13 protein-coding genes are annotated in these 15429 nt (G+C 67.6%); all 13 read left to right on the top strand.

The window, feature by feature from the left end; translation table 11 throughout:
- Nucleotides 1–99 precede the first annotated feature (99 nt).
- The 13 genes from H9Q09_RS05200 (at nt 100) to H9Q09_RS05140 (ending at nt 15261) form a co-directional block, all read left to right on the top strand.
- Nucleotides 100–546: a YbgC/FadM family acyl-CoA thioesterase gene (locus H9Q09_RS05200; RefSeq protein ID WP_187390188.1), complete on the top strand. Its 447-nt coding sequence runs from the start codon at nt 100–102 to the stop codon at nt 544–546.
- Between the two features lie 247 nt (nt 547–793).
- Nucleotides 794–1510, top strand: coding sequence for a protein TolQ (tolQ, locus tag H9Q09_RS05195; protein ID WP_009208748.1), 717 nt, complete (start codon nt 794–796; stop codon nt 1508–1510).
- A gap of 43 nt (nt 1511–1553) precedes the next feature.
- Nucleotides 1554–2003, top strand: a complete 450-nt coding sequence (tolR, locus tag H9Q09_RS05190; protein ID WP_187390187.1) for a protein TolR — start codon at nt 1554–1556, stop codon at nt 2001–2003.
- Nucleotides 2004–2019: 16 nt separating this feature from the next.
- On the top strand, nt 2020–3087 hold the full coding sequence (locus H9Q09_RS05185; RefSeq protein WP_187390186.1) for a hypothetical protein: 1068 nt from the start codon (nt 2020–2022) through the stop codon (nt 3085–3087).
- A gap of 244 nt (nt 3088–3331) precedes the next feature.
- On the top strand, nt 3332–4642 hold the full coding sequence (gene tolB, locus H9Q09_RS05180; protein WP_024348846.1) for a Tol-Pal system beta propeller repeat protein TolB: 1311 nt from the start codon (nt 3332–3334) through the stop codon (nt 4640–4642).
- A gap of 237 nt (nt 4643–4879) precedes the next feature.
- Complete coding sequence (pal, locus tag H9Q09_RS05175) at nt 4880–5413, top strand: peptidoglycan-associated lipoprotein Pal (RefSeq protein ID WP_009208752.1); 534 nt, start codon at nt 4880–4882, stop codon at nt 5411–5413.
- A 184-nt stretch (nt 5414–5597) separates the two neighbouring features.
- Nucleotides 5598–6545 (top strand): tol-pal system protein YbgF, encoded by a 948-nt coding sequence (gene ybgF, locus H9Q09_RS05170; RefSeq protein WP_187390185.1) that lies wholly within the window; start codon nt 5598–5600, stop codon nt 6543–6545.
- Nucleotides 6449–7933, top strand: coding sequence for a tRNA lysidine(34) synthetase TilS (gene tilS, locus H9Q09_RS05165; protein ID WP_187390184.1), 1485 nt, complete (start codon nt 6449–6451; stop codon nt 7931–7933). The genes ybgF and tilS overlap by 97 nt, the downstream gene beginning before the upstream one ends.
- Before the next feature lie 127 nt (nt 7934–8060).
- Entirely contained in the window at nt 8061–9998 is a 1938-nt protein-coding gene (gene ftsH / locus H9Q09_RS05160) for an ATP-dependent zinc metalloprotease FtsH (protein WP_024348843.1), read from the top strand.
- A 288-nt stretch (nt 9999–10286) separates the two neighbouring features.
- Complete coding sequence (gene glmM, locus H9Q09_RS05155; RefSeq protein WP_024348842.1) at nt 10287–11633, top strand: phosphoglucosamine mutase; 1347 nt, start codon at nt 10287–10289, stop codon at nt 11631–11633.
- Nucleotides 11634–11762: 129 nt separating this feature from the next.
- A complete protein-coding gene (locus H9Q09_RS05150; RefSeq protein WP_246716019.1) occupies nt 11763–12749 on the top strand; it encodes an outer membrane protein in 987 nt (328 codons plus the stop codon).
- Nucleotides 12750–12977: 228 nt separating this feature from the next.
- Nucleotides 12978–13886 carry an outer membrane beta-barrel protein gene (locus H9Q09_RS05145; protein WP_024348840.1) on the top strand — a complete coding sequence of 303 codons (909 nt, stop codon included), beginning with the start codon at nt 12978–12980 and terminating at the stop codon, nt 13884–13886.
- Nucleotides 13887–14085: 199 nt separating this feature from the next.
- On the top strand, nt 14086–15261 hold the full coding sequence (locus H9Q09_RS05140) for a phosphoserine transaminase (protein WP_187390182.1): 1176 nt from the start codon (nt 14086–14088) through the stop codon (nt 15259–15261).
- Nucleotides 15262–15429: the final 168 nt, after the last annotated feature.

The raw sequence follows: 15429 nt of genomic DNA, 5'->3' as shown, positions 1-15429 counted from the left end.
GCGCGTCTATGAGGTCGGCCTGTTACAGAGGCGTGACACAGTGCCGGAACGGGCGTGCGACCGGCGCGTGCCGCGACCGCGAGGCGAAAGGAGCTGGCGATGACCGATGGACTGGCCGGACGGCTGACCGAGGACGGCCACGCGCTCGACGTGCGCATCTATTTCGAGGACACCGACTTCTCCGGCGTCGTCTATCACGCCCGCTACCTGCACTTCCTCGAGCGGGGACGCTCGGACTTCCTGCGGCTGAAGGGGATCGGCCACGGCGAATTGATGGACGGGCGCTACGGCGCGCCGATGGCCTTTGCCGTGCGGCACATGGACATCGACTTCCTGCGGCCGGCGCGGATCGACGACGTGGTCACCGTGACCACCCGCACGGCCCTGCTGGGCGGCGCGCGGATCGTTCTTGCCCAGCGCATCTCCTGCGGCGACACGGTGCTGATCGAGGCGATGGTGAAGGTCGCGGTGATCTCGCCCGGCGGCAAGCCGATGCGCATGCCGAAGGAGATGCAGGCGCTGCTGCAGCCCGCCGCCGAGGCGTGAGGCAAGGGCCGACCCGGCGCGGGCGGTAACGGCTCGTTAACCCTACCGGTGCATCAATGGCGCGAATCGGATTTGAGCCGAACCACGCCATTCTTTCACCGGATTCGCTTGTGAAAGGGCATCAGGGGTTTACGCGGCCGACTGGCCGAATTTGCTGCATGTCGGGGCCGATATGGGCGGGACGGTGCCGAAAGGCGCGCACCTGCTGCAGGCTGCCGACGGTTCCGAATATCGAGGATGACTGGGAATGGACGCTGACGTCGTTCAGGGAACGCTACACGCCGCCGGTTCGGTGTCCCTCTGGGACCTGTTCTGGCAGGCCGGCTTCATCGTGAAGCTGGTGATGATCGGGCTCATGGCTGCTTCGGTCTGGACCTGGGCGATCATCATCGACAAGTCGATGCGCTATGGCCGGTTCCGCCGCCAGCTCAACAAGTTCGAGAGCAATTTCTGGTCCGGCCAGTCGCTGGAGGACCTCTATCACAACCTGTCCGAGCGCAAGACGTCGGGCATGGGCGCCTTGTTCGTCGCGGCAATGCGCGAGTGGAAGAAGTCGTTCGAGAAGGGCGCCCGTTCGCCGCTCGGTCTGCAGACGCGGATCGACAAGGCGATGGACGTGACCCTGGCCCGCGAGATGGACGAGCTGGAATCCCGGCTCGGCTTCCTCGCCACCATCGGCTCGGCGGCCCCCTTCGTCGGCCTGTTCGGCACGGTCATCGGCATCATGACCTCGTTCCAGGCGATCGCCGGGTCGCAGCAGACCAGCCTGGCCGTCGTGGCGCCGGGTATCGCGGAAGCGCTCTTGGCGACCGCCATCGGCCTCGTCGCCGCCATCCCCGCCGTCATCGCCTACAACAAGCTGTCGGCCGATGCCGGCAAGCTGGGCATGCGGCTGGAATCCTTCGCCGACGAGTTCTCCGCGATCCTGTCGCGGCAGATCGACGAGAAGCTGTCCTCGCGCTGAGCGCGTGAAACGCCGGTCCGTGCGACCGGGAAGGGAATGACAGATGGGCATGTCTGCCGGAACCGGGCGTTCCAGCGGGTCGCGACGCGGTCGGGGCCGCGGTCGCCGTCAGCCGATGAGCGAGATCAACGTCACGCCGATGGTCGACGTGATGCTGGTGCTGCTGATCATCTTCATGGTCGCCGCGCCCCTCCTGACCGTGGGCGTGCCGATCGAGCTGCCGGAGACCCAGGCCAAGGCGATGAATTCGGACACCCAGCCGATCACCATCTCGGTGAATTCGGACGGCGAGATCTATCTCAACGACACGGTGATCCCGATCGACGAGGTCGTGGCCAAGCTGCAGGCCGTGGCCCAGGCCGGCTACGAGGAGCGCATCTTCGTGCGCGGCGACCGTTCGGCCGACTACGGCACGGTGATGCGCGTCATGGCGCGGATCTCGGCCGCCGGCTTCCGCAACATCGGTCTCGTGACCGATCAAGAAAACGCTTGAGCGAAACCAGCTTTCGATGAAGTCCGGCGTCGTCCTTTCCACCCTTCTGCACGGAGCGGTCCTGACCTGGGGCCTGTGGTCCCTGTCGACGCCCGAGCCGCTGCAGATGGCGCCGGTGGAATCGCTGCCGGTGGACCTCGTGCCGATCGAAGAATTCTCGCAGTCGATGATCGGTGCCAAGGACGCGCCGGTCACCGAGACGCCGGCGCCCAACCCGACCGAGACCCCCGAGACGTTGCCGATGCCGGCCGAGAATGTCGGCGACAACGAGACCGATCTCGCCACGCCGCCGACGCCGATCAAGCGCCCGACCCCGACCGAGCAGGCGGCCGCCGCCCAGCCGTCCGAGCCGACGCCACCGACGCCTGAGCCGGAACCTGCGCCCGAGCCGGAGCCCGCCCCCGCGCCGACCCCGCCGGAGCCGCAGCCCGAACCCGAGCCGACGCCGGAACGGCCGGCCGAGGTGACGCCGCCGCAGCCCGACCCGGTCGAGCAGGCGATCGCCGAGGCCGAGGCTGCGCCGGAACCCGACCCCGTGCCGCAGAACGTGCCGGTGCCGGCGACCAAGCCGAAGCCGCCAGCGCCGAAGGTCGCCGAGACCAAGCCCGTTGAGCCGAAAAAGCCGGAGCCGGCAAAGCAGGCCGAGACGCGGACGCCGGAAGAGAGCCAGTTCGACGCCGACCAGATCGCCGCGCTCCTGAACAAGGAGAAGTCGGCCGGCGGCGGCGCCAGGCGCTCGGACCAGCAGGCCTCGCTGGGCACCGATCGCCAGACCGGCGGCAAGCTCTCCCAGAGCGAGCTCGACGCGCTGCGCGGGCAGATCCAGCGTTGCTGGTCACCGCCCTCGGGCGTGTCGGAAGCCGGTTCGCTGAGGATTTCGATCCAGATGCGGCTCGATCCGTCGGGCGAGCTGGAAGCGCGGCCGCAGATCATCGGCGGTGGCGGCGGCTCGATGATCGAGCGGGTGGCGGGCGAGGCGGCATTGCGCGCCGTGCAGCGCTGCGCGCCCTACAATCTGCCGGCCGAGAAGTACGACACCTGGGCCGACGTCGTGGTCAATTTCGATCCGAGCCAGATGTTCTGATGGCGACGGTGCGGCGACCCGGTCTCGATCATGATCCGGCCGCCGGATCGCCGGTCCGGGCGCCAGCCGCCCGGTCGCCGTTGCGGCAGGACGCCATACAATCCCCCTATTGGATGGTAGGAAGCGGACGAGGGAAGATCGATTCCCCGGCCCAGCCTGCCGGGGGATTTTCCGTACCAGTTCAAACAGGAGAGGCGCGGCCAGCCGGCCGGCGCAGGTCTCCGACCGCAGTTGAAGGTCTGACATGAAGATGATCATCAAGGGCGCGCTCGTGATCGCGATGGCGATCTCCGGCGCTTTCGTGGCACTGGCACCGGCCGCCGCGGCGGTCGAGATCGACGTGACCCAGGGCAATGTCGAGCCGCTGCCGATCGCCATCACCGACTTCCAGTCGGCCGACGGCATCGGCAAGCAGATTTCCGACGTGGTGCAGGCCGACCTGAAGCGCTCGGGCCTGTTCGCGCCGATCGACCGGGCGGCCTTCATCCAGTCCGGCCTGACCACCGACACGACGCCGTCCTTCAAGGACTGGACCGTCATCAACGCCCAGGCGCTGGTAGTCGGCCGGGTCTCGCCGGAGGCCGACGGACGGCTGCGGGTGGAGTTCCGCCTGTGGGACACCTTCGCGGGCCAGCAGCTCGACGGCCAGCAATTCTACACCAACCCGGAGAACTGGCGCCGGGTCGCCCACATCATCGCCGACGCGATCTATGAGCGGCTGACCGGCGAGAAGGGCTATTTCGACACCCGCATCGTCTTCGTCTCGGAGAGCGGCACCAAGGACAAGCGGGTCAAGCGCCTCGCCATCATGGACCAGGACGGCGCCAATCTGCGCTATCTGACCGACGGCAGCGAGCTGGTGCTGACGCCGCGCTTCTCGCCGAGCCGTCAGGAGGTCACCTACATGTCCTTCGGCAATGGCGAGCCGCGGGTCTATCTCCTGCAGCTGGAGACCGGCCAGCGCGAGATCGTCGGCAACTTCCCCGGCATGACCTTTTCGCCGCGCTTCTCGCCGGACGGCCAGAAGGTGATCATGAGCCTCCAGCAGGAGGGCAACGCCAATATCTACGCCATGGATCTGCGCTCGCGGGCGACGACGCGGCTGACCTCGACCACGGCCATCGACACCTCGCCGTCCTATTCGCCGGACGGACGCCGGATCGTGTTCGAATCCGACCGCGGCGGGCGCCAGCAGCTTTACGTGATGGGCGCCGACGGCTCCGGCCAGCAGCGCATCTCCTTCGGCGACGGCTCCTATTCGACCCCGGTCTGGTCGCCGCGCGGCGACCTGATCGCCTTCACCAAGCAGAGCGGCGGCCAGTTCCAGATCGGCGTCATGCGGCCGGACGGTTCGGGCGAGCGCATCCTGACCTCGGGCTTCCACAATGAGGGCCCGACCTGGGCGCCGAACGGTCGTGTCCTGATGTTCTTCCGCGACCAGCGGGGCGGCGGTGGACCGCAGCTCTATTCGATCGATCTGACCGGCTACAACGAGCAGAAGATCCCGACCCCGAGCTACGCCTCGGACCCGGCCTGGTCGCCCTCCCTCGAATAGGGCCGCCGCAAGGCCAGCCCCGGGCAAGCCCGGGGCCCGATTATGGCGTGAATGTTGCGGAAATGCCGCAACATGGCGGAAACCGGGCGGATGCCCGGCGGCGGCCTCATTCCGGCGATAATTCAACGGGATGAGCCGCGTCGGGCGCGCCGAAGCGCCGCCGTTTTTACGTGTCGTTAAGTGGCGTCAGGGTAAACGTCGCGTAACCCAATTGCATCGTTTTCAAAGGAGCTGGCCATGCGCCGGAGCATTTTCGGGGTGAAGAGCCGCATCGCATTCGCCGTCGTCGCCAGCCTGGCGGTCGCTGGCTGCGCCAGCAAGAAGGACGCCCTGCCGGACAACGCGGCAGGTCTCGGTCTGAACGGGGCCAACGGTGCCAACGGCGCCTATGGCAGCGCGACGCCGGGCTCGACCCAGGACTTCACCGTCAATGTCGGTGACCGGGTGTTCTTTGACACCGATTCGACCTCGCTGCGGGCCGATGCCCAGCAGACGCTGACCCAGCAGGCGCGCTGGCTGAACCAGTATTCGCAGTACTCGATCGTGATCGAGGGCCATGCCGACGAGCGCGGCACCCGCGAATACAACCTGGCGCTGGGCGCACGCCGCGCCGCCGCGACCCGCGACTACCTCGTGCAGCAGGGCGTTCCGGCCAACCGGATGCGCACCATCTCCTACGGCAAGGAACGTCCGGTCGCGGTGTGCGACGACATTTCCTGCTGGTCGCAGAACCGCCGCGCCGTTACCGTTCTGAGCGGCGCCGGCAGCTGATCGGCCTGACGGATCGTCGCCGGTTCGCTTCGCGGCCGGCGACGTCCACGGCGAAAGCGGGGCGCTGCCCAACTTTGGCCGAACTGCCTCGTTCCATGCTAGGAAACCGCGCCGTCGCTGCACGAACCATTGCGTTCGTGCCGCGGCGGCCATTGCCGTTTCCAGCCGTCGAGGAACTGTGTTCATGATGTTTCGACAAACGATCCTTGCCGTATCGGCGCTGGCCCTGATGGGCACCGCGACCGGCGGGGCGTCGGCCTTCGAATTGCCCGGGCTCTTCGGCGAGTCCGCTTCCGGCGCCTCGCGCCAGGCACCGGCCGAGACGGGGACCGCCCCCGTGCGCATGGCGCAGGCCGGCGACGTCAGCGTGCGCATCAACCAGCTCGAGGAAGAGGTCCGCCGGCTGAACGGCCGGGTCGAGGAGCTGAGCTTCCAGCTGCTGCGCACCCAGGAAGACATGCGCAAGCAGCTCGAGGACAACGAGTTCCGCTTCCAGCAGCTCGAGGGCGGCGGAGCGGGTGCCGCGGGCACCTCGGTCAACGAGCAGCGCGGCGACGCCGGCTCGGCCATGCCCGAGCAGCCCGGCGCCAGCCAGCAGGCCGCCACGGGAGACGACATCGGTCGTCTCCTCGAGGACGGCGAGCTTGCCACCGGCGCGCTCGACACGACCAATCTGCAGACCGGCGTGCCCGGCCTTGGCGACAGCGCGCCGTCGGGCGGCTCCAGCACCGTCGCGGCGATCACGCCGGGCGGGCAGGGCGAGACCTACGACCTGGCCTACAACTACCTGCTGGCCGGCGACTATCAGCTCGCCGAGCAGGCCTTCCGCCAGTATGCCCAGACCTATCCGACCGCCGAGGATGCGCCGGATGCGCGCTACTGGCTGGGCGAGAGCCTGTACCAGCAGCAGAAATTCGCCGATGCGGCCGAAGTGTTCCTCGAGGCGCAGAAGAGCGCGCCGGAGAACGGCAAGGCGCCGGAGATGATGCTGAAGCTGGGCATGTCGCTGGCCAAGCTCGACAATCGGGAAACCGCGTGCATCACCTACAAGGAAGTGGCCAAACGCTACCCGCAGATGAGCAGCAACGTGCGCAAGAAGCTGGCAAGCGAGGAAAAGTCGGCCAACTGCTGACACCTGCAGCGGACCGCCGCGGCCTGCGCCTTGGCATTCCCCGCGCCCGGCCCGACGCCGCGCCGCTCGACCGGCTCGCTTTTGCCGAGCTTCTGACCCATTCGCTGCACCAGGCGGCCGCCCTGACAGGCTCCCGCGACCGCGCCATCCTTGCCGTGTCCGGCGGCCCCGATTCGCTGGCGCTGGTTCTCGCGGCCATCGCCCTGCAGGGCACCGCAGCGCTGCCGCAAACCCGATTTCACATCGTCACCGTCGACCACGGCCTGCGCGACGCCTCGGCGGCCGAAGCGCGCTACGTCGCAGGTGTCGCGGCGCGCTTCGGCCTCGGCCACGAAACGCTGCGCTGGGCCGCGCCGGCCCGGACCGGCAATATTGCCGCGGCGGCCCGCGAGGCCCGCTACGCGCTGCTTGCCGATGCGGCCCGGCGCTTCGGCGCGACAGTGATCCTGACCGCCCATCACGAAGACGACCAGTGCGAGACTTACCTGCTGGCGCGCGAACGCGGCGCCGGGGTCGTCGGGCTGGCGGGCATGCGCCCGGTGCGGTCGCTGGCGCCGGATCTCGTCCTGGCGCGGCCGTTCCTCGACATTGCCGGCGACCGGCTGAAGGCAAGCGTGGCGGCGCATCGCCTGCCGGCCGTCGCGGACCCGACGAATGACGATCCGGCGTCGCGTCGGGTGCAGCTTCGCCGGCAGATCGCCGCGGGCGAGCTGGACCGGGACGCGCTGCGGGCGCGAATCGCGGGGCATCGAACGGAGCGCGATGCGCTGGAGGCCGGGCTCGGCGAGGCCATCGCCGTGATGCAGGCGGCGGGTGAGCTTCGCCTGACGGAGGGCGGCACGCTGGAGATCGGCCGGGATGCGCTGCGGCGCCTTGGCGGCGACACGGCGTTCATGTTCCTGCAACGTGCCGTCGCGGCGGTCGGGGGCAGGGGGCATGGCCCGGAAGGTCAGGCGACGATCCGCCTGCTGGAGGCGCTGCGCGGCGAATCGGACGGTGCCCGCACGCTGGCGGGTGTGCGGGCGGTGCCCGGCGAAACGATCGCCCTGATGCGCGAATACGGCCGGGCCGGGATCGCAGGGCTGCCGGCGACGGGGGGAGATCTGATCTTCGACGGACGTTTCGTGGTGGATGCCGGCGCCGGGCCCTCACATTCCGGGGCGCGGATCGTCGCCTTCGGCGATCTGGGCAGGGGCAATCCGGTCGAGAAGACCTTGCCCGTGCTCGTTGCCGGCGATAGCCTTGTCGCCATCCCCGCACAGCTCGGCGGCAAGGTCGCCGCGGGAACGCCGCTGCTGGCGATCCGGTCGCTCGTCGGCTGGAGCCTGACCCGCGATCTGCCGCCGCCAACGGGCGGCCGGGCCGGGCCGAGTGCAAAGCCGCGGTAACCACCCTGCGCCGCCAACCGGTGCAAATTGCCGCAAAACCGCCTGACCTTGTTGGCAAGAAGGGGGGCAGCACCTATCTTCGAGCCAATCGTCCTCGTGACTTCGGGCGTCCATTCCAGGAAGATCGATGAACCAGAACTTTCGAAACTTCGCGCTGTGGGCGATCATCGCTCTCTTGCTGATCGCGCTTTTCCAGCTGTTTTCGAACGGTTCGCAAACCGCCGGCGCCCGCGACATCCCGTATTCGCAGTTCCTGTCCGACGTGAAATCCGGCCGTGTCGAGGCCGTGACGATCCAGGGCCAGCGCATCAGCGGCAAATATTCGGATTCCTCGCCGCCCTTCCAGACCTATGCGCCGGAAGACGCGCAGCTGGTCGAGCGGCTCGAGGCCCAGAACGTCCAGATCAATGCCAGCCCTCCGGGTGACAACAGCAACCCGATCTGGTCGATGCTGCTGTCCTTCGGCCCGATCCTCCTGATCCTCGCGGTCTGGATCTTCCTGATGCGCCAGATGCAGGGCGGTGCCGGCGGCAAGGCGATGGGCTTCGGCAAGTCCAAGGCCAAGCTCCTGACCGAGGCCCATGGCCGCGTCACCTTCGCCGACGTCGCCGGTGTCGACGAGGCCAAGCAGGACCTGGAAGAGGTCGTCGAGTTCCTGCGCGAGCCGCAGAAGTTCCAGCGCCTCGGCGGCAAGATCCCGCGCGGCGTGCTGCTCGTCGGCCCTCCCGGAACCGGCAAGACGCTGCTCGCCCGCTCGGTGGCGGGTGAAGCCAACGTTCCGTTCTTCACCATCTCCGGTTCGGACTTCGTCGAGATGTTCGTCGGCGTCGGCGCCAGCCGCGTGCGCGACATGTTCGAGCAGGCCAAGAAGAACAGCCCCTGCATCATCTTCATCGACGAGATCGACGCGGTCGGCCGCCATCGCGGTGCGGGCCTTGGCGGCGGCAATGACGAGCGCGAGCAGACGCTGAACCAGCTTCTGGTCGAGATGGACGGCTTCGAATCGAACGAAGGCGTGATCCTGATCGCCGCGACCAACCGTCCGGACGTGCTCGACCCGGCGCTGCTGCGCCCGGGCCGCTTCGACCGGCAGGTGATGGTGCCGAACCCGGATGTCGGCGGCCGCGAGAAGATCCTGAAGGTGCATGTGCGCAACGTGCCGCTGGCGCCGAACGTCAATCTGCGGACGATCGCCCGTGGCACGCCCGGCTTCTCGGGTGCCGATCTCGCCAACCTCGTCAACGAGGCGGCGCTGATGGCCGCGCGGCGCTCCAAGCGTCTCGTCACCATGCTCGAATTCGAGGATGCCAAGGACAAGGTCATGATGGGCGCCGAGCGCCGGTCGATGGCCATGACCGAGGAAGAGAAGACGCTGACCGCCTATCACGAGGCTGGCCACGCCCTCGTCGGCATCATCGAGCCGTTCAACGATCCGCTGCACAAGGTGACGATCATCCCGCGCGGTCGTGCGCTGGGCGTGACCATGAACCTGCCGGAGCGCGATCGCTACGGCATGCGCAAGAACGAGATGGAGGCGCGCCTCGCCATGATCTTCGGTGGCCGTGCCGCCGAGGAGATCATCTACGGGCTCGACAACGTCACGACCGGCGCCTCCAACGACATCCAGCAGGCGACCAACATGGCGCGGGCGATGGTCATGGAATACGGCATGAGCGACAAGCTCGGCCGGCTGCGCTACAAGGACAACCAGGACGAGGTGTTCCTCGGCCATTCGGTGGCGCACCAGCAGCACATGTCGGAGGACACGGCGCGGCTGATCGATTCCGAGGTGCGCGGCATCATCGAGACGGCCGAGAACAAGGCGCGCAACATCCTCAACACCCATATCGACCAGCTGCACATCCTGGCGAAGGGCCTGCTGGAATACGAGACGCTCTCGGGCGACGAGGTCCGCGACCTCCTGGCCGGCAAGCCGCTGGCCCGCGACATGGGCGACGACACGCCGCCGTCGCGCGGGTCCGCCGTGCCCAAGGCCGGTTCGAGCCGCGGGCCGGATTCCCGCGCAGGCGAGGCGGGCGACAGCCTGGAGCCGCAGCCGACCTGATCACTCGGGGTCGGCTCCGGCGCGATCGCAAGACAATCGAAGGGAGCGGCTGTACAGCCGCTCCCTTTTCGTTTGCGGGGTCGGCAGCAGCGGCGGCGTACACCGGCGGGGTTGCAGGCAACGTCTCCGCAATCCATTGATGCGAGAGTATGACGACAGGGAACGGCGCCGTGCGCTTCTCCCGGTCCGCGAGACCGTCGATGACGGCCTCCGGGCCGGGCGATGGCGCGCGCGGCAGCCGCCACCGGACGGACGGTCCGGCAGAACAGGAACAGACGGGGTCAGGTGATGAGCAGACGCTATTTCGGCACGGACGGCATTCGCGGCACGGCCAACCGGCACCCGATGACGGCCGAGGTGGCGATGCGGGTCGGCATGGCGGCGGGCCTGGTCTTCCAGCGCGGCTCCTACCGGCACCGGGTGGTGATCGGCAAGGATACGCGGCGCTCGAGCTACATGATCGAAAACGCCATGGTGGCCGGCTTTACGGCGGCCGGCGTCGACGTGTTCCTGCTCGGGCCGATGCCGACCCCGGCGGTGGCCATGCTGACCCGGTCGCTGCGCGCCGATATCGGCGTGATGATCTCGGCCTCGCACAATCCGTTCGAGGACAATGGCATCAAGCTGTTCGGGCCGGACGGCTACAAGCTCTCCGACGAGCTGGAACTGCGCATCGAAGCGCTGCTGGACGAGGATCTGACGCCGCGGCTGGCCACGGGGGACGGCCTTGGCCGGGCCAAGCGCATCGACGGCGTCCACGACCGCTACATCGAGGCAGCCAAGCGGACGCTGCCGCGTGAGCTGTCGCTGGAGGGCGTGCGCGTCGCCATCGACTGCGCCAATGGCGCGGCCTACCGGGTGGCGCCGGACGTCCTGTGGGAGCTCGGCGCGGAGATCGTCAAGCTGGGCGTCGATCCGGACGGCACCAACATCAACCGCAATTGCGGTTCGACGGCGCCTGCGGCGCTGATCGAGAAGGTCAAGGAAGTGCGCGCCGATATCGGCATCGCGCTGGACGGCGATGCCGACCGGGTGCTGATCGTCGACGAGCGCGGCGAGGTGGTCGACGGTGACCAGCTGATGGCGGTGATCGCCGAAAGCTGGGCCGAGGACGGCCGACTGGCCGCCGGCGGCATCGTCGCGACGGTGATGTCCAATCTCGGCCTCGAGCGCTTCCTGTCCGAACACGATCTGCAACTGGCACGCACGGCGGTCGGCGACCGCTATGTCGTTGAGCACATGCGCGAGCATGGCTACAATGTCGGCGGCGAGCAGTCCGGCCACATCGTCCTGTCGGATTTCGGCACGACGGGCGACGGCCTCGTGGCGGCGCTGCAGGTGCTGGCGGTGGTCCAGCGCAAGGGCGGCACCGTGTCGGAGGTCTGCCGCCGCTTCGAGCCGGTGCCGCAGATCCTCAAGAACTTCCGCTATTCCGGCGGCGCGCCGCTGGAGCGCCAGCGCGTGCAGGACGCCATCAGCGCCGGGCGTGATCGCCTCGGCGAGGGCGGGCGCCTGGTCATCCGCGCTTCCGGTACGGAACCGCTGATCCGGGTGATGGCCGAGGGCGACGATCGCGGGCTGGTCAACTCGGTCGTCGACGATATCCTCGGCGCGCTCCAGCAGACCGCAGCGTAAGGTAAGGTCACCAAGTTCTGAAGGCCGGCTCTTCGTTAAACTTCGTATTAACCATTCCGATTTACCGTCTTCGTTAAGGTAACGGCGTCTGCCAATCCCGGCCGCCGGATCGAATCGGAGATGAGAGCAATGAAATCTCGCCTTTTGACGACCGTGGCATTGATCGGCGCGGTCTCATCCTTCAGCAGCTTCGCCAAGGCCGCCGACATCATCGAAGAGCAGCCCTACTTCCCGCCGCCGGCTCCGGTGATCGTGGAAGAAGTCGCCACGGGCGGCTGGTATCTGCGCGGTGACGTCGGCTACGTCTTCAAGTCCAAGACCGACGGCTATTACAACGGCTGGAACATCGATCCGGGCGTCCAGTTCGTCGACGACGTCTTCCACTACGATTCGATCGAGACGAAGGGCGCCGCCTCCTTCGGCGTCGGTGTCGGTTACCGCTTCACCGATCATCTGCGCGTCGACGCGACCGTCGATTACTTCCGGACCGATGTCGACGGCCGCAGCAACTGCAACACGCAGGTGCAGCAGAGCTACAACATCCTGGCCAATGCGGGCTGCTATTACGACGACAGCTCGAAGGTCTCGATCTGGACGGCTCTCGCAAACGCCTATGTCGATCTCGGCACCTATGGCCGCATCACGCCCTATGTCGGCGCCGGCCTCGGCTTTGCCCATGTGAAATACGACGACCAGACCAACGAGATCGTCTGCGGCTCCAACCCGAACTGCCCGGCGACCAACTATGTCGGCGTGCATGCCGGCAAGTCGAGCTGGCGTTTCGCCTCGTCGCTCAGCGCCGGTGCCAGCATCGACATCACCCACAAGCTGAAGTTCGACGCCGGTTACCGCTACACCCGGATCTCGGGCGGTGACGCCTTCGGTTACGACGAGCTCGACCGCAGCTTCGGCGCTTCCGGCGTCCAGGGCAGCGACAACGGCTTCAACATCCACGCCGTGCGCGCCGGCCTGCGCTACGAGTTCGGCGGCGGCGGCGGCGGCGGCGACTTCGGCGGCTTCGGCAAGGGCAAGGGCAAGGTCGTCGAGCCGATCTACGCCTCGACCCCGCTCTATGAAGAGCCGGCGCCGATCTACGAAGAGCCGATCTACAAGTAAGCCTGCCTGCAAAGGCCGCGCATGAGACGGGCCGCTGCCTTCGGGCAGCGGCCTTTTTCGTGCGGCGTTCGCGGCCGTCATCGCCGGTGGGATCGTAACCTTCGTAAAGGTTTACGGTTAAGAAACAGGGTTAATCGCGCGTTAATCTTTCTGCGGCAGGATCGGGTGAGACGAGGGGTGCGGTGCCGCACTTCTCGTGAAGCGAAGACTGCAACGGGAAGCGGCTCCATGAACCTTGCAACCAAACTGATGGCCAGTGCCGCGCTGATCGGCTTCACCATGCCGGTGGCGAGCGCCGCCGACCTTCCGCCCATCTACGAGACCCCGATCTACCAGGACGTGCCGGAAGTGCAGCCCGTCGAGATCGGCAGCGGCTGGTATCTGCGCGGCGATGTCTCCTACGATTTCCAGTCCGACGTCGACGTCAACGGCCGCGAATACCGGCCGGACTTCGCGCGCTACGGCAACGGACCGACCTATGCGCCCGGTGAGTACGATTCCTTCGGTGCCGGCCATGACGGCTTCGAGATGGACGGCGCGGCGTCCTTCGGCGTCGGCTTCGGCTACCAGTTCACCGATTATTTCCGCGGCGACCTGACCGCGCGCTACTGGTCGGCCGATATCGACGGCGGCGACCGGATCGGCTCCTGCTTCGACTACGTGACGGCGACCGGCGGCACGGCCAGCCAGGCGTCCTGCGATTCCACGACCAGCGCCAGCGCGACCGGCCTGGAACTGATGGCCAATGCCTATGCCGATCTCGGCACCTTCGTCGGCTTCACGCCCTATGTCGGCGCCGGCGCCGGTGCGGTGAAGGTCAAGTATGACGACGTCAACGTCTCGCATGGCTGCACGCTCAACGGCACGGCCTGCGCGAACAGCTTCTACAACAGCGAGGCGAGCTATGACGGCGCCACCAGCTGGCGCTTCGCCTACTCGCTGATGGCCGGTGTCTCCTACGACATCTCGCGGAACCTGAAGGTCGATCTCGGCTACCGCTTCCTCGATGTCGATGGCGGCGACGCCTACAGCTATTCGGGCGATGTCGCGGCCAACGGTCAGCTCGGCCTCAGCGCCGAGGATGACGGCTTCCAGCGCCATTCGGTCCAGGCCGCGATCCGCTATTCGCTCTGGTAGGGCATCAGTCACAGCAAGTTCATGGAGGAACGGCGGGCGCCTTGCGGGGCCTGCCGTTCTTGCGTTCGGGGGAGGGACGTGAGGGGTGACGGGCCGTCGCGCGGCCCGAATGTGCTTGACGGGTGCCGGCCGCAGGAGTAGCGCCATTCGCGGGACACGCCTCCCCAACGAGGCGCTTCTATCTGTGAGGATAGCTTTGATGGCACATACCGCGAAGCCGGACCTGCGTCCGGCCAATCCCCGTTTTTCCTCCGGCCCCTGCGCGAAACGACCCGGCTGGTCGCTCGACGCGCTCAACGATGCCGCGCTCGGTCGCTCGCATCGCGCCAAGGTCGGAAAATCCAAGCTTCAGCAGGCGATCGACGAGACCCGCGAGGTTCTCGGCGTGCCAGACGACTATCGCATCGGCATCGTGCCGGCGTCGGACACCGGCGCGGTCGAGATGGCGATGTGGTCGCTGCTCGGCGCCCGCGGCGTCGACATGCTGGCCTGGGAATCCTTCGGCGCCGGCTGGGTGACCGATACGGTCAAGCAGCTCAAGCTCGACGATGCCCGCGTCTTCGAGGCGCCCTATGGCGAGATCGTCGACTTCGCACAGGTCGATTTCGACCGCGACGTGGTCTTCACCTGGAACGGCACGACCTCCGGCGTGCGCGTGCCGAATGGCGACGCGATCCCGGCGACCCGCGAGGGCCTGACGATCTGCGACGCGACCTCGGCGGCCTTCGCCCAGGACCTGCCCTACGACAAGCTCGATGTGGTGACCTTCTCCTGGCAGAAGGTGCTCGGCGGTGAAGCGGCGCACGGCGTCCTGATCCTGTCGCCCCGCGCCGTCGAGCGGCTGGAAAGCTACAAGCCGGCCTGGCCGCTGCCGAAGATCTTCCGCATGACCAAGGGCGGCAAGCTGATCGAGGGCATCTTCAAGGGCGAGACCATCAACACGCCGTCGATGCTGTGCGTCGAGGACTATCTCGATGCGCTCGGCTGGGCGAAGTCGATCGGCGGCCTGCCGGCCCTGAAGGCACGGGCCGACGCGAACCTGGCGGTGATTGAGAGCTTCGTCGACACGCATCCCTTCCTGGCGTTCCTGGCCGCCGACAAGGCGACCCGGTCCAACACGTCGGTCTGCCTGACCTTCGCCGATCCGGCCGTGGCCAATCTCTCCGACGACGCGCAGAACGCCTTCTCGAAGGCCGTCGTGTCGCTCCTGGAGAAGGAGGGCGTCGCCCTCGACATCGGCGCCTATCGCGACGCGCCGGCGGGCCTGCGGATCTGGTGTGGCGCGACGGTCGAGACCTCCGACGTCCTGGCGCTGATGCCGTGGATCGAATGGGCCTTCGAGACCCAGAAGGCCGAGCTCGCCAAGGCAGCCTGATCCGGTCGCGGATCATTCCCTTCCCTGCAAGGGGAGGGATGTCCGCTCCGGGCTCGAAGGGCGAGCGATCCGGAAGGGGCGTCGCGCGGCAAGCCTCGTTCAGGCGCTTTCGCGACGCGTCGCCCGATCCTTCGGACCGTCCTCATCCGTGTGTGGGGTGAGGGGCCG

The organism is Aurantimonas sp. DM33-3 (assembly GCF_014334315.1).
GTDB lineage: Bacteria > Pseudomonadota > Alphaproteobacteria > Rhizobiales > Rhizobiaceae > Aurantimonas > Aurantimonas coralicida.
This window is presented reverse-complemented; position numbering and strand designations above follow the sequence as displayed.

Coding starts and splice junctions, on each gene's coding strand:
- H9Q09_RS05200 (WP_187390188.1), top strand. CDS start 100: ATGACCGATGGACTGGCCGGACGGCTGACCGAGGACGGCCACGCGCTC.
- tolQ (WP_009208748.1), top strand. CDS start 794: ATGGACGCTGACGTCGTTCAGGGAACGCTACACGCCGCCGGTTCGGTG.
- tolR (WP_187390187.1), top strand. CDS start 1,554: ATGGGCATGTCTGCCGGAACCGGGCGTTCCAGCGGGTCGCGACGCGGT.
- H9Q09_RS05185 (WP_187390186.1), top strand. CDS start 2,020: ATGAAGTCCGGCGTCGTCCTTTCCACCCTTCTGCACGGAGCGGTCCTG.
- tolB (WP_024348846.1), top strand. CDS start 3,332: ATGAAGATGATCATCAAGGGCGCGCTCGTGATCGCGATGGCGATCTCC.
- pal (WP_009208752.1), top strand. CDS start 4,880: ATGCGCCGGAGCATTTTCGGGGTGAAGAGCCGCATCGCATTCGCCGTC.
- ybgF (WP_187390185.1), top strand. CDS start 5,598: ATGATGTTTCGACAAACGATCCTTGCCGTATCGGCGCTGGCCCTGATG.
- ftsH (WP_024348843.1), top strand. CDS start 8,061: ATGAACCAGAACTTTCGAAACTTCGCGCTGTGGGCGATCATCGCTCTC.
- glmM (WP_024348842.1), top strand. CDS start 10,287: ATGAGCAGACGCTATTTCGGCACGGACGGCATTCGCGGCACGGCCAAC.
- H9Q09_RS05150 (WP_246716019.1), top strand. CDS start 11,763: ATGAAATCTCGCCTTTTGACGACCGTGGCATTGATCGGCGCGGTCTCA.
- H9Q09_RS05145 (WP_024348840.1), top strand. CDS start 12,978: ATGAACCTTGCAACCAAACTGATGGCCAGTGCCGCGCTGATCGGCTTC.
- H9Q09_RS05140 (WP_187390182.1), top strand. CDS start 14,086: ATGGCACATACCGCGAAGCCGGACCTGCGTCCGGCCAATCCCCGTTTT.